Genomic DNA, 26,379 nt, shown 5'->3' with positions numbered 1-26,379 from the left:
AGCAACCTGCTACCGTTGACCCGCGCAAGGCCGCCGTCGAGGCCGCGATCGCCCGCGCCAAAGCGCGCAAAGCGGGCCTGCAGGCAGCCCCGGCTGAACCTGCCCCCGCCGCAGAACAGCCTGCTACCGTTGACCCACGCAAGGCCGCCGTCGAGGCCGCGATTGCCCGGGCCAAAGCGCGTAAAGCAGAACAACAGCAACAAGCAGTTCCCCCGTCGGCAGCCAATGATGACGGCCGCAAAGCGGCAGTCGCTGAAGCAATCGCCCGCGTTCAGGCCCGGAAAGCGTCCCGGCAGGCAGTTAACGAGGATTAAATGGTTTTCAGAATCGCAAGTTCCCCCTACACTCACAATCAGCGCCAGACTTCGCGGATTATGCTGCTGGTGCTGCTCGCCGCCATACCCGGTATTGTGGTTCAGACCTGGTTTTTCGGCTGGGGTACCGTACTGCAAATTATCCTCGCCGCCGTCACGGCGTGGGGAGCCGAAGCGGCCATTCTTAAACTGCGCAAACAAAATATCCCGGCGATTCTTGCCGATAACTCAGCGCTGCTGACCGGCCTGCTGCTGGCGATCAGTATTCCGCCTTTTGCGCCGTGGTGGATGGTCGTGCTGGGCACTGCATTTGCGGTGATTATCGCCAAACAGCTGTACGGTGGACTGGGTCACAATCCTTTTAACCCGGCAATGATTGGCTACGTGGTGCTGCTGATCTCTTTCCCGGTGCAGATGACCTCCTGGCTCCCGCCCCATGAGATAGCCGCCAATGTTCCCGGTTTTAGCGACGCGCTGAGGATGATTTTCACTGGTCATACGGCTACCGGCGGGGACATGAACAGCCTGCGAATCGGCATTGACGGCATCAGTCAGGCAACGCCTCTGGATACCTTCAAAACCTCGCTCCATGCCGGTCATGCGGTGCAAGAGATCCTCCAGTATCCTGTCTACGGCGGCGCACTGGCCGGTCTCGGCTGGCAGTGGGTTAACGTGGCTTATCTGGCGGGCGGTCTGTTCCTGCTATGGCAAAAAGCCATTCGCTGGCATATTCCGCTGAGCTTCCTGCTGAGCCTTGCCGTTTGCGCCACCCTGGGATGGCTATTCTCACCAGAAAGCCTTGCCTCACCGCAAATTCATCTGCTCTCCGGCGCCACCATGCTGGGCGCCTTCTTTATCCTGACGGACCCGGTGACCGCTTCCACCACCAATCGCGGTCGCCTGATCTTCGGCGCGCTGGCGGGGTTACTGGTGTGGCTAATTCGCAGCTTTGGCGGCTACCCGGATGGCGTCGCCTTTGCCGTTCTGCTGGCTAATATTACCGTTCCCTTGATCGATTACTACACGCGCCCGCGCGCGTACGGCCACCGCTGAGGACCCGAACATGTTACAAAGCATGCGTAAACACGGCATCACGCTGGCCCTCTTTGCTGCGGGTTCGACCGGGCTGACGGCCGCCATTAACGAACTGACTAAAAGCACTATTGAAGACCAGGCCGCCCAGCAGCAAAAAGCCTTATTCGACCAGGTTATGCCGGCCAATTTATATAATAACGACTTGCTGAAAAGCTGTTATCGGGTAACCGCGCCGGAGCTGGGAAAAGGCGAGCATAAGGTCTGGATTGCTCAGAATGGCGATAAAGCGGTTGCAGCGGTGATGGAAGCTACCGCGCCGGACGGCTATTCAGGAGCCATTCAGCTACTGGTTGCCGCCGACTTTAAAGGTACCGTGCTGGGTACCCGCGTCACCGAGCATCATGAGACGCCGGGCCTGGGCGATAAGATCGAGCTTAGAATTTCTGACTGGATCACCCTCTTTGCCGATAAAGTGATTCATGGGCAAAACGATAGCCACTGGGCCGTGAAAAAAGATGGCGGCGATTTCGATCAGTTTACCGGGGCTACCATTACTCCGCGCGCGGTGGTCAATGCCGTCAAGCGCGCGGGCCTGTATGCGCAAACTCTGCCCGCGCAGATTTCTGCTATCACTCCCTGTGGAGACTAGACCATGAGCGAAGTAAAAGACGTTATTGTTCAGGGGCTGTGGAAAAACAACTCCGCGCTGGTTCAGCTGCTGGGGATGTGTCCTCTGCTCGCCGTGACCTCTACCGCCACCAACGCTCTTGGGCTTGGGCTGGCGACGACGCTGGTTCTTACCCTGACTAACCTGACCATTTCCAGCCTGCGTCGCTGGACGCCGGCGGAAATCCGTATTCCGATTTACGTTATGATCATCGCTTCGGTGGTGAGCGTCGTCCAGATGCTGATCAACGCTTATGCGTTCGGCCTTTATCAGTCTCTGGGGATTTTTATCCCGCTTATCGTCACCAACTGCATTGTGGTCGGGCGCGCTGAGGCCTTTGCCGCGAAAAAAGGTCCGGCGCTATCGGCGCTGGATGGTTTTTCCATCGGCATGGGGGCGACCTGCGCGATGTTTGTCCTCGGCTCGATGCGGGAAATTCTCGGCAACGGTACCCTGTTTGATGGTGCCGATAGCCTGCTCGGCAGTTGGGCAAAGGTTCTGCGTATAGAAGTATTTCATACCGATACGCCGTTCCTGCTGGCAATGCTGCCGCCGGGCGCATTTATTGGCCTCGGCATGATGTTGGCGGTAAAATACCTCATTGATGAACGTAGCAAACAGCGCAAAGCCAAAGCGGCGCAGGCCGGGATCGTTGCGCCCTCTGATGTGACGGGAAAAGCATAGGATGAACAAGAGTAAACGCCTGGAGATCCTCACCAGGCTCAGGGATAACGACCCGCACCCCACTACGGAGCTGAATTTTAACTCGCCGTTTGAATTATTGATCGCCGTGCTGCTCTCGGCGCAGGCTACCGACGTTAGCGTCAATAAAGCTACGGCGAAACTCTACCCGGTCGCCAACACGCCGGCGGCGATGCTGGCGCTGGGCGTAGAGGGCGTCAAGTCGTACATTAAGACCATCGGCCTGTTCAACAGTAAAGCAGAAAACGTCATTAAGACCTGCCGGATCCTGCTTGAGCAGCATAACGGCGAAGTACCGGAAGACAGAGCCGCGCTTGAGGCGCTTCCCGGCGTCGGGCGCAAAACCGCTAACGTCGTGTTGAACACCGCCTTCGGCTGGCCGACAATCGCCGTCGATACGCACATTTTCCGCGTTTGCAACCGGACACAATTTGCGCCTGGTAAAAACGTTGAACAGGTGGAAGAGAAGCTGTTAAAGGTGGTTCCGGCGGAATTCAAAGTGGACTGCCATCACTGGTTGATTCTGCACGGCCGTTATACCTGTATCGCCCGTAAACCGCGCTGCGGTTCCTGCCTGATTGAAGATCTTTGCGAGTTTAAAGAGAAGGTCTACTCCTGACCCTACCGGAGCCATAACCCTTCATAAGTCATGGCTCTGGTGCATACCCCATTTTTCCGATGTTCACGCCATCGATTTAGCCTTTTTATGGCTTATTATTCCGCTATATAACCATCGATCAGCTTATTCATTTTTTTCAGAGGCAAAATTTCTATACATTTGTGATCCAGATCACTGAGTCAATTTCTTGTTGCTTTGTTGTTAACTTATTAATACGAAAACCTGCTGATTTAAATACCTCCAACTTAAATACCAACACAATAACCCATCATTTTTTAGGATTTTGGGCTATATCACTGGATGCAAGCGCAAACAGCAGAACATATGGCCTTAATGCAAAAACTTTCCGATTCTGACAGATAAAAACGCTGCCATTAACGAAACGCTGAAATTTAACTCTGCATAACATTTATATGTCCGGTGTATTATAACGCTCAGGATATGTGTAACAGATTATTGCAAAGCTATTGCCTGATGGCACAGGATAGTGAACATTACCTGCCGTTTTCCCTCCAGAATAACTATAAAGGCGGCGGTCTGCGAAGATTGCGCCCCGAGCACCCCCCGTTAATATGGGATGTAAAAAAAGAGGTATTTGTGTCTACTGCAAACAATAAACCAACGGAGAGCGTGAGTTTAAACGCTTTCAAACAACCACGATCGTTCTATCTCATCTTCTCTATTGAGCTATGGGAACGTTTTGGTTTCTACGGCCTGCAAGGGATTATGGCCGTTTACCTGGTTAAACAGCTGGGTATGTCAGAAGCGGATTCTATCACTCTGTTCTCCTCCTTTAGCGCCCTGGTATACGGTCTGGTGGCGATTGGCGGCTGGCTGGGCGACAAGGTGCTCGGCACCAAGCGCGTCATTATGCTCGGCGCCATCGTTCTGGCTATCGGCTACGGCCTGGTCGCGTGGTCCGGACACGATGCGGGCATCGTGTATATGGGGATGGCAACGATTGCCGTGGGTAATGGCCTGTTTAAGGCTAACCCCTCTTCCCTGCTCTCGACCTGCTATGAAAAGAACGATCCGCGTCTGGACGGTGCATTTACCATGTACTATATGTCCGTCAATATCGGCTCCTTCTTCTCTATGCTGGCGACACCGTGGCTGGCGGCAAAATTCGGCTGGAGCGTCGCTTTCGCTCTGAGCTTTGTAGGCCTGGTGATCACCATCGTCAACTTCGCTTTCTGCCAGCGCTGGGTTAAGCAGTACGGTTCCAAACCTGACTTCGCACCGGTGCACGTGGGCAAACTGCTGGCCACTATCGTTGGCGTGGTCGTTCTGGTCGCGATTGCAACCTGGCTGCTGCACAACCAGGGCATTGCACGTATGGCGCTGGGCGTGGTTGCTCTGGGCATCATCGTTATCTTTGCTAAAGAGGCCTTTGCGATGCACGGCGCGCCGCGTCGCAAAATGATCGTTGCGTTTATTCTGATGCTGCAGGCGATCATCTTCTTTGTGCTGTATAGCCAGATGCCGACCTCCCTCAACTTCTTTGCTATTCGCAACGTTGAACACTCTCTGCTGGGTATCGCTTTTGAACCTGAACAGTATCAGGCGCTGAACCCGTTCTGGATCATTATCGGTAGCCCGATTCTTGCCGCCATTTACAACAAGATGGGCGACACCCTGCCAATGCCGATGAAGTTCGCTATTGGTATGGTCCTGTGCTCCGGCGCCTTCCTCGTGCTGCCGCTGGGCGCGAAGTTCGCCAGCGATGCGGGTATCGTCAACGTCAGCTGGCTGGTGATTAGCTACGGTCTGCAGAGTATCGGTGAACTGATGATCTCCGGCCTGGGCCTGGCGATGGTTGCGCAGCTGGTTCCGCAGCGCCTGATGGGCTTCATCATGGGCAGCTGGTTCCTGACAACCGCTGGCGCTAACCTGATCGGCGGCTACGTTGCGAACATGATGGCAGTACCGGACAACGTCACTGACCCGCTGATGTCGCTGGAAGTTTACGGCCGCGTGTTCCTGCATATCGGTGTCGCAACTGGCGTTATCGCTATCCTGATGCTGCTGACGGCGCCGAAGCTGAACCGCATGACCCAGGACGATGATAAAACGGCAAAAGCCAGCGATACCGCCACGGCTTAAGCTCCCTGGGAAAACCGATAAATTAAACCGCTAACGCTCTGTTAGCGGTTTTTTTTTGCCCCTGGGCGGACTAACATACAGAAAACCGCAGCCACGAGGAGTCACCGATGAAACTGTTCTATAAATCCGGCGCTTGTTCTCTAGCCTCGCATATCGCGCTACGCGAAAGCGGGCTGGACTTTACCCTGCAGGGCGTTGACGTGATGAAAAAACGCCTTGAAAACGGGGAGGATTATTTGCTGGTTAACCCCAAGGGTCAGGTACCGGCGCTGCTGCTGGACGATGACGTGCTGCTGACGGAAGGCGTGGCCATTATGCAGTATATCGCCGATCGCGTACCGGACCGCCAGCTGCTGGCGCCAGTAGGAAGCATCGCCCGCTACCAGACCCTGGAGTGGCTAAACTACGTGGCGACGGAACTGCATAAAGGCTTTACACCGCTGTTTCGCCCGGATACGCCGGAAGATTTCAAACCTATCGCCCGCGCGCAGCTGGATAAGAAAATGCAGTACGTGAACGAATGTCTGCAGGATAAAGAGTGGATTAACGGGCATCGTTTCACCATTGCGGATGGCTACCTGTTCACCGTACTGCGCTGGGCCTACGCCGTGAAGCTGAATATGGAAGGTTATAGCAATATCGCGGCCTGGATGAAACACGTTGCCGCGCGCCCGGCCGTAGCCGCTGCTCTTGAGGCTGAAGGGCTGAAGTAAAACCGATGCTTGCCCGACATGTCGGGCAAGTTCATACCCGCCTTAAAGCTGGGTGGCGCTAAAGTAGTGCTCCGGCTGCGCAATACGATCCTGAGCCGCCACAACCTGAAGCTCATATTCCTGCATGTTTTTAGTCGCCAGCATGATTTCATAAACCGCGGCGGTCACGTGCTCCAGCGCATCGCGCAGAGTGGCGCCCTGCAGCAGTTTGACCAGCAGCAGCCCGCTGGTAACGTCACCGACGCCTACCGGCTGGCGCATGCCAAAATCCACCAGCGGACGGCTGATATGCCAGGCTTCCTGCGCGGTAACCAGCAGCATCTCAAAACGATCCATACTCAGTCCGGCACGCGAGAGATGCTTCACCAGCACCACTTCCGGCCCCTGAGCAATCAGCTCGCGCGCGGCCAAAACCGCCTCGTTAACGTTTGCCACCGGATGCCCGCAGAGGATCTCCAGCTCAATCAGATTTGGCGCAATAATATCGCTTGCCGGCAGGGCGTAGCGCACGTGAAACTCCGCTACGCCCGGCGCCACGATGCAGCCCTTTTCCGGATGACCCATTACCGGGTCGCAGAAATATTTCGCAGCCGGATTGGCGGCTTTAACCTGACGCACGATGCCAAGAATATGTTCGCCCTGTTCAGCCGATCCCAGATAGCCGCTTAGCACGGCGTCACAGCGCTGCAGTTGGTTAATATCGGCAATCCCCTGAACAATCTCCGTCAAATGCGCTGGCGGCATCACGCAGCCGGTCCATTTACCGTATTGGGTATGATTGGAGAATTGTACGGTATTAAGCGGCCAGACGTTGGCGCCAAGGCGGCGCATCGGAAATTCAGCGGCGCTGTTGCCCGCATGGCCAAACACAACGTGGGACTGGATGGCGAGGATGTTCTTCATCTTAATTACCTGAGAGCAAAAAATAAGGGGCGCGGTTTCCCACGCCCCTGCCTTTACGCAATTACTTCCAGCAGACCAGACAGTAATTTTTCTTACCGCGGCGCAGTAAGGTGTAGCGACCAAAGAGACGGTCGGCATCGACAAATACGTATTCCGGGTCGGACTGTTTTTCGCCGTTGATGGTCACCGCATTGGATGCGATGGTTTTACGCGCCTGACCGCGGGACGGCTGCAGTTCAGAATCCACCAGCGCCTGCATCAGATCGGCGCCTTTATCCATTTCGATCATCGGCACGCCATCCTGCGCCAGCTGTTCGAAATCGGCTTCGCTCAAATCGCTCAGGTTGCCGTTGAACAGGCTCTCGGTAATGCGTTTTGCCGCCACCAGACCTTCTTCACCGTGCACCAGACGGGTCACCTGCTCGGCCAGCACGTACTGGGCGCGCGGCGCTTTACCGCTGTTTTTGTCTTCCTCCTCCAGGGCATTGATTTCGGCTATGTCCATAAAGGTGAAGAACTTAAGGAAGCGATAAACATCGGCATCCGCGGTGTTGATCCAGAACTGGTAGAACTTATACGGACTGGTTTTCTTCGGATCGAGCCACACTGCGCCGCCTTCGGTTTTACCGAATTTCGTTCCGTCGGCTTTGGTGATCAGCGGAACGGTGAGGCCAAAGACCTGATTCTGGTGCAGACGGCGGGTCAGGTCGATACCGGAAGTAATGTTACCCCACTGGTCAGAACCGCCGATTTGCAGCGCCACGCCGTGCAGCTTGTTCAGGCAAGCAAAGTCGTAGCCTTGCAGCAGGTTGTAGGAGAACTCGGTAAAAGAGATGCCCTGGTCGTCGCGATTCAGACGCTGCTTCACCGCTTCTTTGTTAATCATCTGATTTACGGAGAAGTGCTTGCCGATATCACGCAGGAAGGTGAGCACGTTCATGCTGCCAAACCAGTCGTAGTTATTCGCGGCGATGGCAGAGTTATCACCGCAATCAAAGTCGAGGAAAGGCGCGACCTGTTTGCGAATTTTATCTACCCACTCCTGCACGGTATCTTCAGTGTTCAGTTTACGCTCAGCGGCTTTAAAGCTCGGGTCGCCAATGAGACCCGTCGCGCCGCCAACCAGCGCAACAGGCTTATGGCCCGCCTGCTGAAAGCGTTTCAGGCATAACAATGGAACAAGATGCCCCAAGTGCAAGCTGTCGGCGGTAGGGTCGAAGCCGCAATAGAGCGCGATCGGGCCTTGCGCCAGTCGCTCTGCTAACGCTTCCTCGTCCGTCACCTGGGCTACCAGCCCCCGCTCCTGCAATTGTTTAATCAAGTTACTGCTTGCCATCAAATTCTCCATCTATAAACGACTGCACCTCTGCCGGTACACGACTTTTCGCCAGACGCGAAAAAAAACATCTATACCCTAAATAATTCGAGTTGCAGGAAGGCGGCAAGTGAACGACAAATTCGTCAGGAACGAATTTGAACAACCGAAGATGACCTTCGGTCAGGGACATGGATGTCCCTGATTCATCCCGATGAGCTTACTGTAGTAAGTGATTCGGGTGAGTGAACGCAGCCAACGCACATGCAACTTGAAGTATGACGGGTATACGCAAAATTGTTCAAGCTGCATCGCGGCGGCAAGCATATGAAAGCTCAGGGAACTTACACAGGTAAGCGACAGAGCGGGCAGGCGCAGCGGATAAAGATGCAGCTTGAAAAATGAAGCGTATAGAATAAAGCGCCAGGCCACGATGCACCAGCGCTTAAGACAACATTTTTGCGTCCTTTATGGCGCCAGTCGGTCGATCTGCCAGCCGCTGTTTTGACGCTGATAGAGAAAACGATCGTGCAGACGATGCTCTCCGCCCTGCCAGAACTCCATCTGTTCAATACTGACGCGGAATCCGCCCCAGAAGCTCGGCAGCGGAACTTCGCCCTGCTGGAACTTTTGCTTCAGCTCGAGGAACTTACTTTCGAGGATGCCGCGAGCCGAAATACGGCTGGACTGCTGCGATACCCAGGCGCCAATCTGACTGTCGCGCGGGCGGCTGTGGAAATATTTGACTACTTCCAGCGTCGACAGGCGTTCCGCTTTACCGATAACCATGACCTGGCGCTCCAGCATATGCCATGGAAACAGCAGGCTGATGCGGGGATTTTTTTCAATCTGGTGGGCTTTGCGGCTGCCGAGGTTGGTATAAAACACCAGGCCTTTCTCATCGTAGTGCTTGAGCAACACAATGCGCTGGTAAGGCTGCGAGTTTTCATCAACGGTCGCGACAACCATCGCCGTCGGGTCAGCGAGCTTCGCATCACAGGCCTGCCGCAGCCAGCGTTCAAATAATGCCAGGGGTTCGGCAGGAAGGTCGTGGCGACGCAGGCCACCACGGGTATATTCACGGCGCAGATGCGCAATTTGCTGCAATTCGTCGTTATCAGACATGGCAATTGAGAAAGTCATCAATGGGTGGCGTTATTGTGCGCCCCCATGACTGAAATCTCAACGTTTGGCGGTTTGCAGCTGACAGTTTTCCAGCACAATACGGTCGCGTTTATAAACGGTGGCGCTATCGCCTTTAGACCAGAAGACGTATACGCCATCGGTATAGCGCGCGCCGGAGGCGGAGAGACCCTGCTGTAAATTTAACTGCTGGTTGTCGTAAATGAAGCTGACCTGCTGGCGAGTATTATTGAGATGGACGGTTAACGGTTTTTGCTCGCACTGGTACTCGAGGGTATCCGTGTTCATCCGCTCAACAAACTGGTTGTAGTAGCTACAGCCTGCGAGCATAAAAGGTACAGCAAGAATAAGTATTTTTTTCATCAGTATGCCTTCGACTTTCCCGGTCCGGGAAGGCATAACGCCCTCCCTCAACGTTGGCCAGTTTACGAAGAAACCGGCGCGGGTGATTTCAGTTAACTCTGATTTTGCTGCGGATTGGCCGGGAAAATAGCGCCCAGTACGGTTGCCTGCGACGCGCCGGTCACGGAAGGGAGATTGCCGGGTAAACCGGCGAGGGTACGCCACGCCAGCCACGCGAAAGCCAGCGCTTCCATATCATCACCGCTAATGCCCGCCTCATCGGTCGTCGACACTTCGGTTCCCGGCAACAGCGCCGCCAGACGAGCCATCAGTAGCGGGTTACGCGCACCGCCGCCGCATACCAGTAGACGCTCGCAGCCTCCGCTTAGCAGCACCTGTTCGCTGATGCTGACGGCGGTCAGTTCGGCCAGGGTCGCCTGAACATCCTGGGCACGAAGCCCCGGATAACGCGCCAGATGCTGCGTGAGCCAGCCGTAGTTAAAGTATTCGCGCCCGGTACTCTTCGGCGCCGGCAGGGCAAACCAGGGATCGCTGAGCATATCCTGCAGCAGCGGCAGCACAATTTTCCCCTCGCTGGCCCACTGCGCGTCTTTATCATAGGGTTTGCCGCACTGGCGCCAGACCCACGCGTCCATCAGCATGTTGCCTGGCCCCGTGTCGTATCCACGTACCGGCTGCCCCGGCGCCAGTAAAGAGAGATTGGCAATACCGCCGATATTGAGAATCATGCGGCGCTCTACCGGATGCGCCAGCAGCGCATGATGGAAAGCCGGAACCAGCGGCGCCCCCTGCCCCCCGAGCGCCATATCGCGGCGGCGAAAGTCTCCGACCACGGTTACGCCGGTGCGCGCGGCAATCTGATTATTGTCGCCTATCTGCATAGTGTGCGGCGCATCACCCGTTGGCTCATGCCAGACCGTTTGCCCATGGCAGCCGATGGCGATGATATCTACTGCCTGTAGCTTTTCCTGAGCCATTAGCGCCAGAACCGCATCGGCAAACAGCCGCCCCAGCCGCGTATCCAGCCGCCCTAGCTGCGAAAGCGTGAGCGGCTGCCCCTGACAGATAGCCAGAATCTGTTCTTTAATCGCAATGGGGATGGGATACGTCAGGCTGGCCTGCTGGGCGACCAGATCTTCATTAATTGCTGCAAGCACAACATCCACACCATCAAGGCTGGTGCCGGACATGACGCCGATAAAGCGGCCTGATTTCATACGCTTTCCTTCATTCCATGACTCTCGTATATCCCCACACTCCACCATAAACGAGGGGGCAATGCTATGCTGCTATAATACTTTTTAACAATACAAGCAGCGCGATGGTACTTAGCGTAAAGAACTTATGTTTAGTTTAGGTTGAGACGACTCTGATTATTATTTTTTGTATAGTCACGGTATCTGCTATGCCAGCAGACGCTTAAATGCCATATAATTGGCTACAAGGAAGTTCAACAGAACGCTTCTTGTGAACAGGAGATTCATAAATGATTTTACGTGTTTTGGCTGTCTCGATGATTGGTTTTACGCTTGCAGGTTGCGTCAGCAACAGCGGCCTGTCCGGCGATGTTTACTCCGCATCCGAAGCCAAACAGGTCCAAAGTGTGACCTACGGCACCATTGTGCATACCCGCGCGGTTCAGATTCAGGGCGGAGATGAAAGCAATGCTATCGGCGCCATTGGCGGCGCGGTGCTCGGTGGTTTCCTGGGTAACACCATCGGCGGCGGCACGGGTCGCTCTCTGGCAACCGCAGCAGGCGCTGTCGCGGGCGGCGTAGCCGGTCAGGGCGTCCAGGGCGCAATGAACAAAACCCAGGGCGTTGAGCTGGAAATTCGCAAAGATGATGGCAACACCATCATGGTGGTACAGAAACAAGGCAGCACGCCGTTCTCCGTCGGACAACGCGTGGCTATCGCCGGCAGCGGCAGCCAGGTTACCGTATCCCCGCGCTAAATCTTTTCCCTGCGGCCCTTGCGGGCCGCTCATTTATATAAAATATGTATCATTTATCATAATAAATAAACACTGCAAATATATTTATATTTTTTCGCCTCCCATCCACAACTTGCGCCTGCTCAATATTCTCCCCTCCGCTATCAAGTAATCTGCATCCTGTATTACGCAAAACATTTACGACAGTGACGTCGTTTTACCTTTGCCCTTTTATTCAGGGATGTTGACTATGTTTATTAATCTCAAACGCTTGCCTGACAGGCTATTTCTTTACGCTGTTGTATGCGGTTTTTCTATTGCTACGATTAATTTCGTTACCGGCTCATTAATTCATCGTATCTCTACAACTTCATCAATGCTGTTTCCCGTATTGACTATCTCACTGATGGGTTTCCATATTATGATTGCCTGTTTTATGGGCATGAAATATCTGTGCGATAAAAAGCAGCTGTACCTGGCGCCAATAGCCTTCGCTTTTGCCTGTTCGGCCCTGTTGATGCTCGGGACCATAGGCAGCTACCCGGACTGGCTGGTATGCGCCCAGGGGCGCCCCATCAACCAGAATGACGCGCTAATTTTTTATTTTTTCCGCAACGTCATGATGGCCGTTTTATTTATAACTTCGATCGTTTTATATCGGCTTCGCCACCGTACCACTCATTCAGGAAAAATTCACGGTCTGGTACTGCTGGGTTGTTTTATTTTGATCGCCGCCACGCTCATATTGTCGTGGGTTCATTCCAGCAACTCACCATTACTGAGCATTGAATTCATTGATAATCTGACCTATACCTTTACGCCGCTATGGCATAACCGGGTCGGCTGGGTATTAATTGGCACATGGTCATTTACGCTGATTTTACTTATTAGCCTGACCCGGCTACGCAATATATTCTGGTACAGCGGCGCCTTTTTTTGTACCGCCTATATATTTACGCTGCTGGTTCTGCTCTCTACGGTCAACGGTAACGCTCATTCCTGGAACCAGGCGCGGCTCTTTGAAACGCTGAGCACTCTGTTTTTGATTTTAGTTCTGCTTGTAGATGTTTTTATCCTCTACCGGGAGTCAAACGAAAGGTACGTTCGCTCGTACCAGAATTCTATTCGCGATCCCCTGACCCGCCTGTATAACCGCAGCTATTTCTACGACACCCTGAATCAACGATTAACAAAAGTCTCTGCATCACAGCCGCTATCGGTCATTGTCTGCGATCTTGACCGCTTTAAGCGCATCAACGACACGTACGGCCACGTGCAGGGAGATAAGGTCATTCAGTTTGCTGCCAGCGTGCTGCAGAATAACGTGCGCCAGGAGGACATTGCCGCGCGTATCGGCGGGGAAGAGTTCGCCCTGCTGCTGGTCAATATCGGCGCCAACGAAGCGCTGGCCATTGCCGAACGCATCCGCCTGTCCGTCAGTGAACGGCATGAAGGGTTACCGGAAATAATGACCATCAGTATGGGGGTTTTCACCACTCAGGATGCGCATGTTGCGGCGGAGGAGTGCGTCAAGCGCGCTGATACCGCCATGTACGAAGCGAAAAACACCGGGCGTAATCGCGTAGTCGTCTGGCAGGCGTAAATAAAAAAGAGGCCTTGAGAAGATTCAAGGCCTCGTTAAGGTCAATCTTTTGCCTGGAGATCGAGGATGTTGTGTTCAAGTTTACGAATCAAATTGAGCAGCGTTTCCACCTCTTCTTTAGAAACGCCGGCCAGAATCTCATCACGCGTTTTGCCGATAACCTCTTCCATTTCGTTGATCAGGGGTTCGGCTTTTTCGGTAAGCTTGATACGTTTTGCCCGCCGATCGTTTGCACAGGTCTGGCGAGAAATAAGCCCCTTTTCCTCCAGCTGGTCGAGCGTGCGAACCAGCGAAGGCTGCTCAATACCAATGGCTTTCGCCAGCTGAATCTGCGACTGTTCAGGCGGCAGCTGGTGAATGTTATGCAGCGTGACCCAGTGCGTCTGCGTTAACTCCAGAGGTTTCAGGCGATGGTCGATTAGCGCGCGCCAGACGCGTACCAAACGTGCCAGATCAGAACCAAGTGGCGATTCCAATTTCATCTCCTTATAATTAGCTTGCTAAGTTATTATACTGATTTTAGAATAGTGTGCAGCATTTAAATTACCAAAACAAATGAATTACCTGATTCACTAAAATCAGAACAATGATTTACAATGTGAATAATCGCATAACCTGAACATTCATCCTGAAACGGCAAAGGATTTTTGCTTGTGAAACTGAGTCTTAACACTACCGGATTGCCGCTCCAGGACCTGGTGTTCGGCGCTTCGGTCTATTTTCCTCCTGTCTTTAAAGCCGTTCTGCTGGGCTTCTTTATCTGGTTGGTCGTTCATCGTCAGCTGCGGGACTGGATGTACGCAGGTGAAATCTGGCACCCCCTGCTCATGGATCTCTCCTTCTTTGCGCTCTCCGTTTGTCTGGCGCTGGTTTTACTGACTATCTGGTAATGTTCATTACATGAAGAAACTAAAATATTTATCCACGCTGCTGGTCGCCGCGCTGGCCATTATTGCCGCCTGGCTGGTCTGGAATTACTACACGCAGTCCCCGTGGACCCGCGACGGGAAAGTCCGGGCCGAGCAGGTAGGCGTTACGCCGCAGGTGTCCGGGAGCATCCTGCAGCTCAACGTACGCGATAACCAGCTGGTTAAGGCCGGTGAAGTGCTGTTCAGAATTGATGATACGCCTTATAAAATTGCGCTGCTCAACGCCCAGGCCCAGCTCGACAAGGCTCGAGCTGAAGTTGCCCGCGCGCAGGCTGAACAGAAAAAAGCCGCCAGCGATGCCGCTCGCCGACGCCATCTCTCCGAGAATTTCATCTCCGCAGAAGATTTAGAAAACGCCAATACTGCGCTTAATACCGCTAATACTAACCTGGCAGCGGCTAAGGCCGTCGTGGGAGCCGCCCAGGCCACCCTCGATCATGCCCAATGGCAGCTCGCGCAGACCGAAATTAAGGCCCCGGTTGACGGCTGGGTAACGAACCTTTCGACCCGCATTGGCGACTACGCAACCGTAGGCCATCCGCTTTTTGCCCTCGTCGACAGCCACTCCTTTTACGTGATCGGTTATTTTGAAGAAACGAAACTGCGTAATATCCGTCCCGGCGATAGCGCGCAGATCGTCCTCTATAGCAGCAAAGAAAAGTTACAGGGTCACGTAGGCAGTATCGGACGCGCTATTGTCGATCAGAGCGTAGAGAGCGGAAGTGGTCTGGTGGCGAATATTAAACCGAATATTCCCTGGGTACGCCTTGCCCAGCGCGTGCCGGTGCGCATTGAGTTTGACCATCTGCCGCCGGATATCACGTTGGTCTCCGGTACCACCTGCACCGTTGCCATTGGCCCACAGTAATGAAGCTACAGGCCCTGACGTGGCGCTCTCTTCCCTGGATTAAGGCCAGCCGTCCGCAGTGGCGCTATGCCCTGCGTAACGGGATTGCCATGTGCCTGGCGTTGAGCGTCGCCTACTGGCTGAATCTTGACGAACCCTACTGGGCGATGACTTCCGCCGCGGTAGTCAGCTTTCCCACCGTCGGCGGCGTGATCAGCAAAAGCTTTGGCCGTATTGCCGGCAGCCTGCTCGGCGCCTGCGCGGCGCTGCTGCTGGCCGGCCATACGCTCAACGATCCGTGGCTATTTCTTTTTAGTATATCGGCGTGGATAGCTCTCTGTACCTGGGCCTGCGCGATGTTCACCAATAACGTCGCCTATGCATTCCAGCTTGCGGGCTACACCTGCGCGATTATCGCTTTCCCGGTTATCAATATTACCGATGCTAACGAACTGTGGACTATCGCCCAGTCGCGCGTCTGCGAGGTTATCGTCGGTATATTGTGCGGCGGGCTAATGATGATGATTTTACCGAGTACCTCCGACGGCACCACGCTACTGAGCGCGCTAAAAAATATGCATGCCCGCCTGCTGGAACACGCCAGTCTGCTGTGGGTCCCGGAAACAACCGATGCTATCCGCGCCGCGCACGAGAGCGTGATTGGGCAAATCCTGACCATGAATCTGCTGCGCATTCAGGCCTTCTGGAGCCATTATCGCTTTCGCCGGCAAAATCCGCTGCTCAACTACTTGCTACATCAGCAGCTACGAATGACCAGCGTCATTTCGAGCCTGCGGCGGATGCTGCTTAACTGGCCCGCCGCGCCCGCTCGTACTCGCGAGATTCTGGAGTCTTTGCTCAGCGAGTTAGCGCTTTCAAACGCCGATGCTTACAGCGTTGCCCGCATTATCGCGCCGCTTGCGCCGCCCGCCGATGCCGACTACCGACACATCGCCTTCTGGAAGCGCCTGCGCTATTTTTGTCGCCTGTATCTGGAGAGCAGCCGCTGGCTCAAGCGCATCGAAAACGCCACCGCGATCACCGAATTCAACGTACCTTCCGCACCCGCGCTGGCCCGCCATACCGATCAGGCCGAAGCTCTCTGGAACGGGGTTCGCGCTTTTTGCGCGCTGGTGATGGTCGGCGCATGGGGTATAAGCACCCAGTGGCAGGCCTGCGCTGCAGCGCTTACTCTGGCGGCTATCTGCTGCGTGCTGTATTCGGTTTCACCCTCACCGTTTAAATCATTAACGCTTTTAATGCGTACCCTGATCCTGCTTTCGCTCTTTAGCTTTGTCGTGAAATTTGGCCTGATGGTGCAGATAACCGATTTATGGCAGTTTTTGCTATTTCTGTTTCCCCTGCTGACCACCATGCAGTTGCTCAAACAGCAGATGCCAAAGCTCGCCGGACTGTGGGGGCAGTTGATCGTTTTTATGGGCTCATTTATTTCGGTCACCAACCCGCCGGTGTACGACTACGCTTCGTTTCTTAATGATAATCTGGGAAAAATCATTGGGGTAGGACTTGCCTGGCTGGCTTTCGCCATTATCAGTCCAGGTTCAGACGCGCGTAAAAGCCGTCGGCACATCCGTGCGTTACGGCGTCACTTTGTCGACCAATTGAGTCGTCGTCCGCAGCATAGTGAACATGAATTTGAGTCGCTGGTTTATCATCACATTAGCCAGCTTAGCAACAGTCAGGATGCGCTGGCGCGCCGCTGGCTGCTGCGCTGGGGCGTCGTGTTACTCAATTGTTCCCACGTGGTGTGGCAACTACGCGACTGGGAAACGCGCTCCGACCCGCTCTCGCAGGTGCGCGATCTGTGCATTAGCCTGCTGCGTGACGTGATGAGCGAGCGCGGCGTTCAGCAGCGCCCTCTCGCTTCAACGCTGCAGGAACTGCAGCGCATCTGCGACGCGCTTAATCGCCACCACCAGCCCGCCGCCAGAGAGCTGGCGGCGGTTATCTGGCGACTCTGGTGCGCCCTGTCTCAGCTGGAACAGGCGCCGATCGCAGGAACGTTGACGGAAAGGACTACTTGATGACGCCGCAGGCGAAGCGCTCGCCGCCACCGCCGAGAGGCTGCGGGCTGTCGGACATATTATCGCCCCCCACGTGAATCATCAGCGCCTTGCCTTTCACTTCATCGAGGGTTTTTAAACGCGGCGCGACCACCGGCTGGGTGGCTTTTCCGTCGTTATTAACCACCAGGAACGGCAGATCGCCGAGATGACCGGCGCCGTCAGGACCTTCATGCTTTCCGGTGTTTTGCGGATCGTAATGTCCGCCGGCTGCGCCAGCGGCGACGGCTTTACCTTCTTTGATGGCCGGCTGGCAGCTACCGTTGGCGTGAATATGGAAGCCGTGCTCGCCGGGAGGCAGCGCTTTCAGGTCCGGAGTAAACTCGAGACCTTTCGCGGTTTCACTAATTTTCACGCTACCGATGGCCTGACCAACGCTCTGGCTGGTCACAAGATTGATATCGACGCTTTCGCTGGCCGCCTGCGCGCCCGCACAGGCGGCCAGGGTAAGTATGGCGAGAATACATCGTTGCATAACACCTCCTCAATGGCTCTATCACTATTCAGTGTAGGCCATTGCTGAGGTGTCGGTGTTTACGGAACGTCGTAGCCTAAGGCCGCTTTGCGAATGCGGAACCACTGCTGACGGCTCATATTTAGCTTTTCAGCGACAACCGCCGAGCGCACGCGCTCAATTTTTCCTGAACCGATAATTGGCAGCGGCTGCGACGGCAGACGCAGGATCCAGGCGTACACCACCTGCTCAATGCTTTCCGCATTGAGCTCCTGAGCGACGCGGGCCAGCTCATCGCGCAGCGGCTGGAAGCTTTCGTCGTTAAACAAACGACCGCCGCCGAGGCAGGACCAGGCCATCGGTCGGATGCGCAGCTGCTGAAGCTGATCGAGCGTACCGTCAAGCAGCAGCGGCTGGTGAACCGGGGAAATTTCCACCTGATTAGTCGCCAGGGTAAACGGCAGGCGCGACTGCAGCAGGGTAAACTGGGCGGGGGTAAAGTTCGACACGCCGAAGTGGCGAACCTTGCCGCTATGATGTAAAGCCAGGAAGGCCTCAGCCACTTCGTCAGCATCCATCAGCGGGTCCGGGCGATGAATCAGCAGCAGGTCCAGATGGTCGGTCGCCAGATTACGCAGCGACTGCTCCGCGCTCAGCACAATATGGTCGCGGTCGGTAATATAGTGGCCGATGGTATTTTCTGCCCGCGCTTTCGTGGCAATTCCGCATTTGGTGACGATCTCCATCCGGTTGCGCAGATGGGGCGCCAGCTTTAACGCTTCGCCAAACGCCGCCTCACAGCGATAGTCGCCGTAAATATCGGCATGATCGATGGTGGTGATGCCCAGATCCAGGTGTTGCTCCACAAAGCCCACCAGCGCCTGAGCGGACATCTTCCAGTCCATCAGACGCCAGTAGCCCATCACGAAACGAGAGAATTCCGGCCCCTGGGGAGCCATAGCAATACGCTGAACCATAACAGCTTCCTCAATAAAAAAGTGTCCTGAGTATACGCAATTTTTTGCTTAAAACAGTGAGGGTTGCTGCGGTTCTTCCGCACTATCCTGCTTAGCTGCGCGTAATTTACGCAGCAGCCGCTGGCGACACAGACGCAGAACATCCTGCTTTTGCGCATCGCTCATTTTCTGCCAGTTGAAACGCTCATCGCGGCTACGCATGCACCCCCGGCAGTAGCCGCGTTCATCAGACTGACAAATCCCCCGGCAGGGACTCTGTACCGGGAAGAACTCCAGTTGTTCAGCCACTTCGCCTCTCCAGCCGCTCATCTCTGTCTTTATTGAAGACGTTTCATCCGCCGTACGCAAATTTTGTTCGTCGCCCTCTGCGCCAGGCAGCATTTTTAATTATGGCTTGCATTAGACCAATCGGTCTATTACAGTGAGCGCCATGAACAAACACAGTGAATGCAATACCCGCGAACATATCCTGGCCACCGGCGAGCAGCTTTGTATGCATCGGGGTTTTACCGGTATGGGGCTGAGTGAACTGCTAAAAACAGCGGAAGTGCCGAAAGGTTCTTTCTATCACTATTTTCGCTCTAAAGAAGCCTTTGGCGTAGCGCTGCTCGACCATCACTACGCCGGATATCTTCAGCGCCTGGTTGAGCATTTTGCCCACGGCGAGGGAAACTATCGCGACCGCCTTTTGGCCTACTATCAGCATACGCTGACCCAGTTTTGCCAGCAGGGCATCATTAGTGGCTGCCTGACGGTGAAGCTGTCGGCAGAGGTCTGCGATCTGTCGGAAGATATGCGCACCGCGATGGATAAAGGGGCCAGTCAGATCATTACCCTGCTGGCCGATGCGCTGGAGCAAGGTCGTCAGGAAGGTAGCCTGACGTTTGACGGTGACGCATTAACGCTCTCGCAGGTGCTTTACTCTCTGTGGCTGGGGGCGAATCTGCAGGCCAAGATTACGCACAGCGCAACGCCGCTGGAAAGCGCCCTGGCCCACGCTAAAAAAATTATTGCTGCGCCTGCCCTATAACAGGCGTTTTTATTTAACCCGTTTCAAGACGACCGGTCTACTCAGGAGTCATTATGTCAGAATCAAAGTTGTTTACCCCGTTGAAAGTAGGTGCGGTAACCGTGCCGAATCGCGTGTTTATGGCTCCGCTAACGCGTCTGCGCAGTATTGAGCCGGGGGATATTCCCACCCCGCTGATGGGCGAATACTACCGCCAGCGCGCCAGCTCCGGCCTGATTATTTCCGAAGCGACCCAGATTTCCGCTCAGGCTAAAGGCTACGCGGGTGCGCCAGGGCTGCACAGTCCGGAACAGATTGCCGCATGGAAAAAGATCACCGCCGGCGTCCACGCTGAAAACGGGCGTATTGCCGTCCAGTTGTGGCATACCGGGCGTATTTCGCACAGCAGCATCCAGCCCGGCGGCGCCGCCCCGGTTGCGCCATCGGCCATCAGCGCGGGCACCCGGACTTCGCTGCGCGACGAAAACGGCCATGCCATTCGCGTTGACACCTCAATGCCGCGCGCGCTCGAAACCCACGAGATCCCGGGGATCGTTGATGATTTCCGTCAGGCGGTAGGTAACGCCCGCGATGCCGGATTCGATCTTGTCGAACTGCACTCCGCCCACGGTTACCTGCTGCACCAGTTCCTTTCCCCTTCTGCCAACCATCGTACTGACCAGTACGGCGGCAGCGTGGAAAATCGCGCTCGCCTGGTGCTGGAAGTGGTTGATGCGGTGAGTAAAGAGTGGAGCGCCGACCGTATCGGTATTCGCGTCTCGCCCATCGGCAGCTTCCAGAACGTCGATAATGGCCCGAATGAAGAAGCCGACGCGCTCTATCTGATCGAAGAGCTGGCGAAACGCGGTATTGCCTACCTACACATGTCCGAACCGGACTGGGCTGGCGGCCAACCGTATAGCGATGAGTTCCGCCAGAAAGTGCGCGACCGTTTCCCGGGCGCTATTATCGGCGCGGGCGCCTACACGGTTGAAAAGGCCAACGATCTGATCGGTAAAGGGCTGATCGATGCCGTGGCCTTTGGTCGCGACTACATTGCTAACCCGGACCTGGTGGCGCGCCTGCAGAAAAAGGCCGCTCTGAACCCACAGCGTCCGGAAAGCTTCTACGGCGGCGGCGCGGAAGGTTATACCGATTACCCTACCCTGTAATCCCTCCATTGATAGCGGCGGGTTATCGCCGCTATACTCAACGCTCTGATGTATCAAAATAAACTGCATAGGGGACATTATGCGCTTACTTCACACCATGCTGCGCGTTGGCGACCTGCAACGTTCTATTGAGTTTTACACCAACGTGCTGGGCATGAAACTGCTGCGCACCAGCGAAAACACTGAATATAAATACTCGCTGGCATTCGTGGGTTACGGCGAAGAAAGCGATACCGCCGTGATTGAGCTGACCTACAACTGGGGCGTGGATAAGTACGATCTCGGTAACGCGTATGGTCATATTGCGCTGAGCGTTGAAAACGCGGCGGAAGCCTGCGAACGTATTCGTCAGAACGGCGGCAACGTGACCCGTGAAGCCGGCCCGGTTAAAGGCGGTACGACGGTCATCGCCTTCGTCGAAGATCCGGATGGTTATAAAATCGAGCTGATTGAAGAGAAAGACGCCGGAAAAGGCCTCGGCAACTAATCTGCTGCGGGCGCCCGCGGTGCCCGCTGTTTTATCCCCTTCCTGCTGCAAGCCGCGGCAAAATTTGCCATAATGCGCGCTACTTTTTTCCAGCTAAGAGAATCTGATGTCCGAGAACGCTCAACTGAATGGTCTGTGCGACCGTTTTCGCGGTTTTTATCCAGTGGTAATTGATGTTGAGACCGCCGGATTTAATGCCAAAACCGACGCCCTGCTGGAGATCGCCGCTATTACGCTGAAAATGGACGAAGAAGGCTGGCTCATGCCGGACGAAACGCTACATTTTCATGTTGAACCTTTTGAGGGCGCAAACCTGCAGCCCGAAGCTCTGGCTTTTAACGGTATTAACCCCAACGATCCCGAGCGCGGCGCGGTGAGCGAATACGATGCGCTGCACGCGATTTTTAAAATGATCCGCAAGGGCATGAAAGAGAGCGACTGCAGTCGCGCTATTATGGTCGCGCATAACGCCACCTTCGACCATAGCTTTACCATGGCGGCGGCAGAACGTGCGGGGCTGAAACGTAATCCATTCCATCCGTTCGTCACCTTCGATACCGCGGCCCTGAGCGGTCTTGCGCTTGGCCAAACGGTATTGTCGAAAGCCTGTATCGCCGCCGGAATGGCATTTGACGGGACTCAGGCCCACTCTGCGCTTTACGATACCGAACAAACGGCGCAGCTATTCTGCGAAATCGTCAACCGCTGGAAGCGTCTTGGCGGCTGGCCCTTACCTGTGGCCGAAGAATAAATGAAAAAAAAGCGACTTCACGAGAAGTCGCTTTTTTATTTAAAGCAAAATTACTCTGCTTTCGGCTCGTCAGTTTTGTACTTAGCGGCCGTTTCTTTGATCAGCTGCTGCAGTTCGCCGCGCTGATACATTTCAATCACGATGTCACAGCCGCCGACCAGCTCACCGTCTACCCACAGCTGCGGGAAGGTTGGCCAGTTAGCGTATTTAGGCAGTTCCGCGCGGATGTCCGGGTTTTGCAGGATATCGACGTAGGCAAAACGTTCGCCACAGGCAGAGAGTGCCTGAACGGCCTGAGCGGAGAAACCGCAGCTTGGCAGCTTCGGAGACCCTTTCATATACAGCAGGATCGGGTTTTCAGCGATTTGACGTTGGATTTTTTCTAAAGTCGTGCTCATTGTCGTGCTTCCTTAAACTTCTCTACGGCAGTAATTTGTCATTGTAGCGCCCTGAACGCAGGACCGATAATAACATTTTTTTCACTTGCCTCATTTTATCTTCTGTAGGCAAAAGTTGCCTCAAAAATATCATTTTATTGCTATACGCAGCAACGCGTTGCGCGTTTTTCATGCGGCGAGCCCGCCGGGAGACGCATTTTTTTGCAAATGTTAACCAAACGAGACTTTAGATACAAAAGAGTATTAACTTTCCACGATTTTATGCTTTAGAATCGATGCGTTTTGTCATTCATCGTCAGGCATAGGTATATGTCTGTAATTTAATCAGGGGATTGCTCAGTGGCGCGTCTTAACAAAATCGCGATTTCGCTCTGTGCATTACTTTTCACATCTATTTCACTTACGCCGCTGGCGCATGCTTCCGGGCATACGCACGCTTCGGCCACGCCCAAAGCGCATCCGGCTAAAGGCACTACCGCAGAGCGTAAGAAAAAAGCAGCCAGTTCCAAAAGCAAAACCACCGCCAAAACCTCCAGCAAAAAAACACCGACCGCCAGCCGCAGCAAAACAACCGCTTCACGCCAGACCGTCAGCGCCACCAAAAAATGCGTCCTGCGCAAGGGCTACAAAAAGCTGTGCGCCAGCTCGACAAGGTCGATTGCGGAAAGCAAGCTGGCCGCGGCGAGCCTGCAGAAAAAGTGCGTGGTGCGTAAAGGCTATAAAACCCGCTGCAAACCCATTGCCGACGAGCCGCAGCTGACTATCGCCGATGCGCATAAAGCGCGGGTACAAAAAGCGCAAAGCACCGCGATGTCAAAGTTGATGGATCAGATTGGCAAACCTTATCGCTGGGGCGGGACCTCTCCGCGCACCGGATTTGATTGCAGTGGTCTGGTCTATTACGCCTATAAAGACCTGGTTAAAATTCATATTCCGCGCACTGCCAATGAGATGTATCACCTGCGCGACGCTCGTCCAGTGGATCGCGGCGAGCTGCAAAGCGGGGATCTCGTCTTCTTCCGCACCCGCGGGCGCGGGACGGCAGATCACGTCGGGGTATACGTCGGCAACGGCAAGTTTATCCAGTCTCCGCGCACCGGTCGCGATATACAGATTACCTCTTTAAGCGACGATTACTGGGTACGCCACTACGTCGGCGCGCGTCGCGTTATGACGCCGAAAACCATTCGCTAAATGTGCCTTGTCGCTGCGGCGACAGGGTAACTCTCTCTTTTGCCACATCTTTTAATTTGCTACTATTACCTTGCGCAATACAGGGTTATTGCGCGCACCAGACCCAGAATAATTGCAGCAGCATCACAAGACGCCCTGCCGTTTTGAACCGCGCTTGCGCAGGCCCCAAAAGGGCGAGGCTTAAGCCGAGTCTTGCGGCAGCTCAGCGCATCCCGGGAGCGAACAACAGTACATGACCGGGGTAAGTGCAGGCAGTCAATACAGATGCCGCTGGGATTATGAAGGGTATAACGATAAAAAGGAGAGTAGCAATGTCGTTCGAATTACCTGCATTACCATATGCAAAAGACGCCCTGGCGCCGCACATTTCAGCGGAAACCCTGGAATACCACTACGGTAAGCACCACCAGGCCTATGTGACTAACCTTAACAACCTGATCAAAGGCACCGCGTTTGAAGGCAAAACCCTGGAAGAGATCGTGCGTTCTTCCGATGGCGGCGTCTTTAACAACGCCGCGCAGGTCTGGAACCACACCTTCTACTGGAACTGCCTGGCGCCAAACGCCGGTGGCGAACCGGAAGGCGAACTGGCGGCGGCTATCGCTAAATCTTTCGGCAGCTTCGCGGATTTCAAGGCCAAATTCACCGACGCGGCGGCAAAAAATTTCGGCGCAGGCTGGACCTGGCTGGTGAAAAATGCCGACGGTAGCCTGGCCATCGTCTCTACCAGCAACGCCGGTACGCCGCTGACCAGCGACGCCACCCCGCTGCTGACCGTGGATGTCTGGGAACATGCGTATTACATCGACTACCGTAACGCCCGTCCGAACTATCTGGAACACTTCTGGGCGCTGGTAAACTGGAAGTTTGTTGCCGCTAATCTGGCAGCATAAAAGCCAACCGCAGAAGCATTGCTGCTTCTGCGGTTATTATTTCCCTTCACGTGAACTTAATGGTTAGCAAACGCCTCTTCCGGTTGCGCCCGCCCGCTGAACAGCACCAGCAGTAGCGCTACGCCCGCGATAATCGCTCCCATCACCGGTACGAACGCATATCCCAGGCCGCCGGATATAACCGCGCCCCCCGCCGCCGCGCCCAGCGCGTTACCAAGATTGAAGGCCCCGATATTAACCGATGAAGACAGCCCCGGCGCCTCATGAGCGACGCGCATCACGCGCATCTGCAAAGGCGGTACCACCGCAAACGTCGCCGCCCCCCAGACAACCATACTTATCGCCGCTCCCACCTGCGACTGAGCCAGCAGCGGGATCGCCAGCATAATGACCATCAGCAGCAGAAGAAAGCCCTTCAGCGTTGCGGTAACGGAACGGTCGGCAAACTTACCGCCGAGATAGTTACCCAGCGAGAAACCGACGCCAATCAGCACCAGCATGGCGGTCACAAACAGCGGTGAAGCGTGGGTGATGGTATGCAGAACCGGGGAGATATAGGTATAAAGCGTGAACATCGCCCCGGCGCCCAACACGGTGGTCAATAGCGCCGACAGCACCTGCGGACGCATCAGCACCGAAAGTTCCTGCTTCACGTCCGGACGTTCGCCGGCGCTGCCCTTCGGTAGCGACAGCCACAGGCCGATCATCGCAACAACGCCCAGCCCCGCCGTTGCCAGGAACGACATTCTCCAGCCGATAGTTTCGCCCAGCCATGTTGCCGCAGGAACGCCGCCGATATTGGCGATCGTCAGCCCCATAAACATCGTTGCTACCGCGCTGGCCTGCTTATGTTTAGGCACCACGCTCGCCGCCACCACCGAGCCGAGACCGAAGAAGGCGCCGTGGTTGAGGCTGGTAATAATGCGCGACAGCAGCAGCGTAGTGTAATCCGGGGCAATTGAAGAGAGCACATTACCGAGGGTAAAAATGGCCATCAGAAAGATTAGCGCATTTCTGCGCGCGCGGTGGGAGAGCAGCAGGGTCATTAACGGCGCACCGACCATCACGCCGATGGCATAAGCGCTAATGAGCATTCCCGCCGCCGGAATAGACACATCCACGCCTTTAGCAATAACCGGTAATAGTCCCATCGGGGAGAACTCGGTCGTGCCGATACCAAAGGCGCCGATCGCCAGCGCGAGCAGGGGAAAGTTGATTTTCATGCAGGAACTCCATCAGGCCGCCTTCAGCGACGGCATCTTATTCAGAAGTCAAAAGCATGACATCAATCACAGAAAAACAAAAGTAAACGAAATGGCAAAAGATTTTTGCGAAATTGATAATAATAGGCGGGGGGTAAAGGGAGAGCGGCCCCTCCCTCTCAGTAAAGAATTAGTGCAGTACTGCAGTCAAACCTGCGGCAACAATCAAACCCAGAACAATAATCGTTGTCGTCAGCGAAAACTTTAAATTTGTATCCATCAATTTTTCCCCCTGATTATCCCCACATGAAAAGTGAGCTTGCTCATTTTTACACAGAATAGCGTAAAAATCTTCCGAGATTTAGAGTGATGCACATTTTTGCTCTTCCCCTTTGCCCCAAGATCGGACAAAATCCCACGCTAATTTGAAAGCGTATCGGCCATTGACCCCTTCCTGTCGTTCTGTGTCGTTTTCCCGACGTGATGCCATGATCCATTTTGGCGCCAGGGTGTGTACAGGCAATCGTTTACGTACCGATAAACAGACGATCAGGTCAAGGTCTGGAGTG

General features: G+C 54.7%; 29 protein-coding genes and 1 pseudogene. 18 read left to right on the top strand and 12 right to left on the bottom strand.

Annotation, left to right across the window (positions count from 1 at the left end; genetic code table 11):
- The 7 genes and pseudogenes from ABLV12_RS03045 to gstA all read left to right on the top strand — a co-directional run.
- Positions 1-314: pseudogene (locus tag ABLV12_RS03045) on the top strand (electron transport complex subunit RsxC); the annotation flags it as partial.
- A complete protein-coding gene (rsxD, locus tag ABLV12_RS03040) occupies positions 315-1,367 on the top strand; it encodes an electron transport complex subunit RsxD (protein ID WP_348866766.1) in 1,053 nt (350 codons plus the stop codon). It begins immediately after the preceding pseudogene.
- 10 nt (positions 1,368-1,377) lie between these two features.
- Positions 1,378-1,998: an electron transport complex subunit RsxG gene (gene rsxG, locus ABLV12_RS03035; protein WP_024274266.1), complete on the top strand. Its 621-nt coding sequence runs from the start codon at positions 1,378-1,380 to the stop codon at positions 1,996-1,998.
- Positions 1,999-2,001: 3 nt separating this feature from the next.
- Entirely contained in the window at positions 2,002-2,700 is a 699-nt protein-coding gene (locus ABLV12_RS03030) for an electron transport complex subunit E (protein ID WP_004113426.1), read from the top strand.
- A 1-nt stretch (position 2,701) separates the two neighbouring features.
- Positions 2,702-3,337 carry an endonuclease III gene (nth, locus tag ABLV12_RS03025; RefSeq protein ID WP_004102645.1) on the top strand — a complete coding sequence of 212 codons (636 nt, stop codon included), beginning with the start codon at positions 2,702-2,704 and terminating at the stop codon, positions 3,335-3,337.
- A 597-nt stretch (positions 3,338-3,934) separates the two neighbouring features.
- Positions 3,935-5,440 carry a dipeptide/tripeptide permease DtpA gene (gene dtpA, locus ABLV12_RS03020; RefSeq protein ID WP_024274267.1) on the top strand — a complete coding sequence of 502 codons (1,506 nt, stop codon included), beginning with the start codon at positions 3,935-3,937 and terminating at the stop codon, positions 5,438-5,440.
- 107 nt (positions 5,441-5,547) lie between these two features.
- On the top strand, positions 5,548-6,153 hold the full coding sequence (gene gstA / locus ABLV12_RS03015; protein WP_023321116.1) for a glutathione transferase GstA: 606 nt from the start codon (positions 5,548-5,550) through the stop codon (positions 6,151-6,153).
- Positions 6,154-6,195: 42 nt separating this feature from the next.
- Here gstA and pdxY read toward each other — a convergent pair whose 3' ends face one another.
- The 5 genes from pdxY to anmK all read right to left on the bottom strand — a co-directional run bounded on the left by pdxY (position 6,196) and on the right by anmK (position 11,094).
- A complete protein-coding gene (gene pdxY, locus ABLV12_RS03010) occupies positions 6,196-7,056 on the bottom strand; it encodes a pyridoxal kinase PdxY (RefSeq protein ID WP_004102651.1) in 861 nt (286 codons plus the stop codon).
- Between the two features lie 61 nt (positions 7,057-7,117).
- Complete coding sequence (gene tyrS, locus ABLV12_RS03005; protein ID WP_004102653.1) at positions 7,118-8,392, bottom strand: tyrosine--tRNA ligase; 1,275 nt, start codon at positions 8,390-8,392, stop codon at positions 7,118-7,120.
- 447 nt (positions 8,393-8,839) lie between these two features.
- The gene (gene pdxH / locus ABLV12_RS03000; protein ID WP_024274268.1) at positions 8,840-9,496 is read right to left on the bottom strand and encodes a pyridoxamine 5'-phosphate oxidase; all 657 of its coding nucleotides are present in this window, start codon (positions 9,494-9,496) and stop codon (positions 8,840-8,842) included.
- A 57-nt stretch (positions 9,497-9,553) separates the two neighbouring features.
- Positions 9,554-9,877 (bottom strand): C-type lysozyme inhibitor, encoded by a 324-nt coding sequence (gene mliC, locus ABLV12_RS02995; protein ID WP_024274269.1) that lies wholly within the window; start codon positions 9,875-9,877, stop codon positions 9,554-9,556.
- 92 nt (positions 9,878-9,969) lie between these two features.
- The gene (anmK, locus tag ABLV12_RS02990) at positions 9,970-11,094 is read right to left on the bottom strand and encodes an anhydro-N-acetylmuramic acid kinase (RefSeq protein ID WP_289178548.1); all 1,125 of its coding nucleotides are present in this window, start codon (positions 11,092-11,094) and stop codon (positions 9,970-9,972) included.
- Positions 11,095-11,363: 269 nt separating this feature from the next.
- On the opposite strand from anmK, the gene slyB reads away from it, so the two are divergent.
- Positions 11,364-11,831 carry an outer membrane lipoprotein SlyB gene (gene slyB / locus ABLV12_RS02985; protein ID WP_004102663.1) on the top strand — a complete coding sequence of 156 codons (468 nt, stop codon included), beginning with the start codon at positions 11,364-11,366 and terminating at the stop codon, positions 11,829-11,831.
- A 229-nt stretch (positions 11,832-12,060) separates the two neighbouring features.
- The gene (locus tag ABLV12_RS02980) at positions 12,061-13,413 is read left to right on the top strand and encodes a GGDEF domain-containing protein (RefSeq protein ID WP_064395747.1); all 1,353 of its coding nucleotides are present in this window, start codon (positions 12,061-12,063) and stop codon (positions 13,411-13,413) included.
- 41 nt (positions 13,414-13,454) lie between these two features.
- On the opposite strand, the gene slyA is transcribed toward ABLV12_RS02980, so the two are convergent.
- Positions 13,455-13,895, bottom strand: coding sequence for a transcriptional regulator SlyA (gene slyA / locus ABLV12_RS02975; protein WP_016810099.1), 441 nt, complete (start codon positions 13,893-13,895; stop codon positions 13,455-13,457).
- Positions 13,896-14,066: 171 nt separating this feature from the next.
- Between slyA and ABLV12_RS02970 the strand changes: the two genes are divergently transcribed.
- Genes ABLV12_RS02970 through ABLV12_RS02960 form a run of 3 tightly spaced genes read left to right on the top strand, consistent with a single transcriptional unit; the run spans position 14,067 to position 17,234 of the window.
- Positions 14,067-14,303, top strand: coding sequence for a DUF1656 domain-containing protein (locus ABLV12_RS02970; protein ID WP_004102668.1), 237 nt, complete (start codon positions 14,067-14,069; stop codon positions 14,301-14,303).
- Between the two features lie 10 nt (positions 14,304-14,313).
- Positions 14,314-15,210, top strand: coding sequence for an HlyD family secretion protein (locus ABLV12_RS02965; protein ID WP_016810097.1), 897 nt, complete (start codon positions 14,314-14,316; stop codon positions 15,208-15,210).
- On the top strand, positions 15,210-17,234 hold the full coding sequence (locus ABLV12_RS02960; RefSeq protein WP_004102672.1) for an FUSC family protein: 2,025 nt from the start codon (positions 15,210-15,212) through the stop codon (positions 17,232-17,234). The genes ABLV12_RS02965 and ABLV12_RS02960 overlap by 1 nt, the downstream gene beginning before the upstream one ends.
- On the opposite strand, the gene sodC is transcribed toward ABLV12_RS02960, so the two are convergent.
- The 3 genes from sodC to ABLV12_RS02945 are packed head-to-tail and all read right to left on the bottom strand — an operon-like array spanning position 17,227 to position 19,013.
- Positions 17,227-17,748, bottom strand: a complete 522-nt coding sequence (gene sodC / locus ABLV12_RS02955; protein ID WP_004102674.1) for a superoxide dismutase [Cu-Zn] SodC — start codon at positions 17,746-17,748, stop codon at positions 17,227-17,229. The genes ABLV12_RS02960 and sodC overlap by 8 nt on opposite strands.
- A gap of 59 nt (positions 17,749-17,807) precedes the next feature.
- A complete protein-coding gene (locus ABLV12_RS02950; RefSeq protein ID WP_004113445.1) occupies positions 17,808-18,704 on the bottom strand; it encodes an aldo/keto reductase family oxidoreductase in 897 nt (298 codons plus the stop codon).
- Between the two features lie 48 nt (positions 18,705-18,752).
- Complete coding sequence (locus ABLV12_RS02945; protein ID WP_153675721.1) at positions 18,753-19,013, bottom strand: DUF1289 domain-containing protein; 261 nt, start codon at positions 19,011-19,013, stop codon at positions 18,753-18,755.
- A gap of 121 nt (positions 19,014-19,134) precedes the next feature.
- Here ABLV12_RS02945 and ABLV12_RS02940 point away from each other — a divergent pair, with 121 nt between their 5' ends.
- The 4 genes from ABLV12_RS02940 (at position 19,135) to rnt (ending at position 22,123) form a co-directional block, all read left to right on the top strand.
- Entirely contained in the window at positions 19,135-19,734 is a 600-nt protein-coding gene (locus ABLV12_RS02940; protein WP_105890363.1) for a TetR/AcrR family transcriptional regulator, read from the top strand.
- Between the two features lie 53 nt (positions 19,735-19,787).
- The gene (locus ABLV12_RS02935; protein WP_004113448.1) at positions 19,788-20,885 is read left to right on the top strand and encodes an alkene reductase; all 1,098 of its coding nucleotides are present in this window, start codon (positions 19,788-19,790) and stop codon (positions 20,883-20,885) included.
- 79 nt (positions 20,886-20,964) lie between these two features.
- Entirely contained in the window at positions 20,965-21,372 is a 408-nt protein-coding gene (gene gloA, locus ABLV12_RS02930; protein ID WP_004102689.1) for a lactoylglutathione lyase, read from the top strand.
- Between the two features lie 106 nt (positions 21,373-21,478).
- Positions 21,479-22,123, top strand: coding sequence for a ribonuclease T (gene rnt / locus ABLV12_RS02925; protein ID WP_004102691.1), 645 nt, complete (start codon positions 21,479-21,481; stop codon positions 22,121-22,123).
- A 50-nt stretch (positions 22,124-22,173) separates the two neighbouring features.
- Here the strand turns inward: rnt and grxD are convergent, their stop codons facing one another.
- Positions 22,174-22,521 (bottom strand): monothiol glutaredoxin 4, encoded by a 348-nt coding sequence (gene grxD / locus ABLV12_RS02920; protein WP_004102692.1) that lies wholly within the window; start codon positions 22,519-22,521, stop codon positions 22,174-22,176.
- 339 nt (positions 22,522-22,860) lie between these two features.
- Between grxD and ABLV12_RS02915 the strand changes: the two genes are divergently transcribed.
- A complete protein-coding gene (locus ABLV12_RS02915) occupies positions 22,861-23,715 on the top strand; it encodes a C40 family peptidase (RefSeq protein WP_064395741.1) in 855 nt (284 codons plus the stop codon).
- Positions 23,716-24,026: 311 nt separating this feature from the next.
- Entirely contained in the window at positions 24,027-24,608 is a 582-nt protein-coding gene (gene sodB, locus ABLV12_RS02910; protein ID WP_004102696.1) for a superoxide dismutase [Fe], read from the top strand.
- A gap of 56 nt (positions 24,609-24,664) precedes the next feature.
- Here the strand turns inward: sodB and ABLV12_RS02905 are convergent, their stop codons facing one another.
- On the bottom strand, positions 24,665-25,831 hold the full coding sequence (locus ABLV12_RS02905) for an MFS transporter (protein WP_004102698.1): 1,167 nt from the start codon (positions 25,829-25,831) through the stop codon (positions 24,665-24,667).
- A gap of 169 nt (positions 25,832-26,000) precedes the next feature.
- Positions 26,001-26,090 carry a YnhF family membrane protein gene (locus ABLV12_RS02900; RefSeq protein ID WP_049082851.1) on the bottom strand — a complete coding sequence of 30 codons (90 nt, stop codon included), beginning with the start codon at positions 26,088-26,090 and terminating at the stop codon, positions 26,001-26,003.
- Positions 26,091-26,379 lie beyond the last annotated feature (289 nt).

It is taken from the genome of Klebsiella sp. CN_Kp100 (assembly GCF_040065315.1).
GTDB classification, from domain to species: Bacteria; Pseudomonadota; Gammaproteobacteria; order Enterobacterales; family Enterobacteriaceae; genus Klebsiella; species Klebsiella oxytoca.
This window is presented reverse-complemented; position numbering and strand designations above follow the sequence as displayed.

What these genes read in the sequence shown, in the direction of transcription:
- ABLV12_RS03030 (WP_004113426.1), top strand. Translation starts at nt 2,002, where the DNA reads ATGAGCGAAGTAAAAGACGTTATTGTTCAGGGGCTGTGGAAAAACAAC.
- ABLV12_RS02980 (WP_064395747.1), top strand. Translation starts at nt 12,061, where the DNA reads ATGTTTATTAATCTCAAACGCTTGCCTGACAGGCTATTTCTTTACGCT.
- nth (WP_004102645.1), top strand. Translation starts at nt 2,702, where the DNA reads ATGAACAAGAGTAAACGCCTGGAGATCCTCACCAGGCTCAGGGATAAC.
- sodC (WP_004102674.1), bottom strand. Translation starts at nt 17,748, where the DNA reads ATGCAACGATGTATTCTCGCCATACTTACCCTGGCCGCCTGTGCGGGC.
- ABLV12_RS02940 (WP_105890363.1), top strand. Translation starts at nt 19,135, where the DNA reads ATGAACAAACACAGTGAATGCAATACCCGCGAACATATCCTGGCCACC.
- ABLV12_RS02905 (WP_004102698.1), bottom strand. Translation starts at nt 25,831, where the DNA reads ATGAAAATCAACTTTCCCCTGCTCGCGCTGGCGATCGGCGCCTTTGGT.
- anmK (WP_289178548.1), bottom strand. Translation starts at nt 11,094, where the DNA reads ATGAAATCAGGCCGCTTTATCGGCGTCATGTCCGGCACCAGCCTTGAT.
- grxD (WP_004102692.1), bottom strand. Translation starts at nt 22,521, where the DNA reads ATGAGCACGACTTTAGAAAAAATCCAACGTCAAATCGCTGAAAACCCG.
- sodB (WP_004102696.1), top strand. Translation starts at nt 24,027, where the DNA reads ATGTCGTTCGAATTACCTGCATTACCATATGCAAAAGACGCCCTGGCG.
- ABLV12_RS02960 (WP_004102672.1), top strand. Translation starts at nt 15,210, where the DNA reads ATGAAGCTACAGGCCCTGACGTGGCGCTCTCTTCCCTGGATTAAGGCC.
- rsxG (WP_024274266.1), top strand. Translation starts at nt 1,378, where the DNA reads ATGTTACAAAGCATGCGTAAACACGGCATCACGCTGGCCCTCTTTGCT.
- mliC (WP_024274269.1), bottom strand. Translation starts at nt 9,877, where the DNA reads ATGAAAAAAATACTTATTCTTGCTGTACCTTTTATGCTCGCAGGCTGT.
- pdxH (WP_024274268.1), bottom strand. Translation starts at nt 9,496, where the DNA reads ATGTCTGATAACGACGAATTGCAGCAAATTGCGCATCTGCGCCGTGAA.
- ABLV12_RS02965 (WP_016810097.1), top strand. Translation starts at nt 14,314, where the DNA reads ATGAAGAAACTAAAATATTTATCCACGCTGCTGGTCGCCGCGCTGGCC.
- slyB (WP_004102663.1), top strand. Translation starts at nt 11,364, where the DNA reads ATGATTTTACGTGTTTTGGCTGTCTCGATGATTGGTTTTACGCTTGCA.
- ABLV12_RS02945 (WP_153675721.1), bottom strand. Translation starts at nt 19,013, where the DNA reads ATGAGCGGCTGGAGAGGCGAAGTGGCTGAACAACTGGAGTTCTTCCCG.
- ABLV12_RS02935 (WP_004113448.1), top strand. Translation starts at nt 19,788, where the DNA reads ATGTCAGAATCAAAGTTGTTTACCCCGTTGAAAGTAGGTGCGGTAACC.
- ABLV12_RS02900 (WP_049082851.1), bottom strand. Translation starts at nt 26,090, where the DNA reads ATGGATACAAATTTAAAGTTTTCGCTGACGACAACGATTATTGTTCTG.
- rnt (WP_004102691.1), top strand. Translation starts at nt 21,479, where the DNA reads ATGTCCGAGAACGCTCAACTGAATGGTCTGTGCGACCGTTTTCGCGGT.
- rsxD (WP_348866766.1), top strand. Translation starts at nt 315, where the DNA reads ATGGTTTTCAGAATCGCAAGTTCCCCCTACACTCACAATCAGCGCCAG.
- gstA (WP_023321116.1), top strand. Translation starts at nt 5,548, where the DNA reads ATGAAACTGTTCTATAAATCCGGCGCTTGTTCTCTAGCCTCGCATATC.
- tyrS (WP_004102653.1), bottom strand. Translation starts at nt 8,392, where the DNA reads ATGGCAAGCAGTAACTTGATTAAACAATTGCAGGAGCGGGGGCTGGTA.
- gloA (WP_004102689.1), top strand. Translation starts at nt 20,965, where the DNA reads ATGCGCTTACTTCACACCATGCTGCGCGTTGGCGACCTGCAACGTTCT.
- slyA (WP_016810099.1), bottom strand. Translation starts at nt 13,895, where the DNA reads ATGAAATTGGAATCGCCACTTGGTTCTGATCTGGCACGTTTGGTACGC.
- ABLV12_RS02950 (WP_004113445.1), bottom strand. Translation starts at nt 18,704, where the DNA reads ATGGTTCAGCGTATTGCTATGGCTCCCCAGGGGCCGGAATTCTCTCGT.
- pdxY (WP_004102651.1), bottom strand. Translation starts at nt 7,056, where the DNA reads ATGAAGAACATCCTCGCCATCCAGTCCCACGTTGTGTTTGGCCATGCG.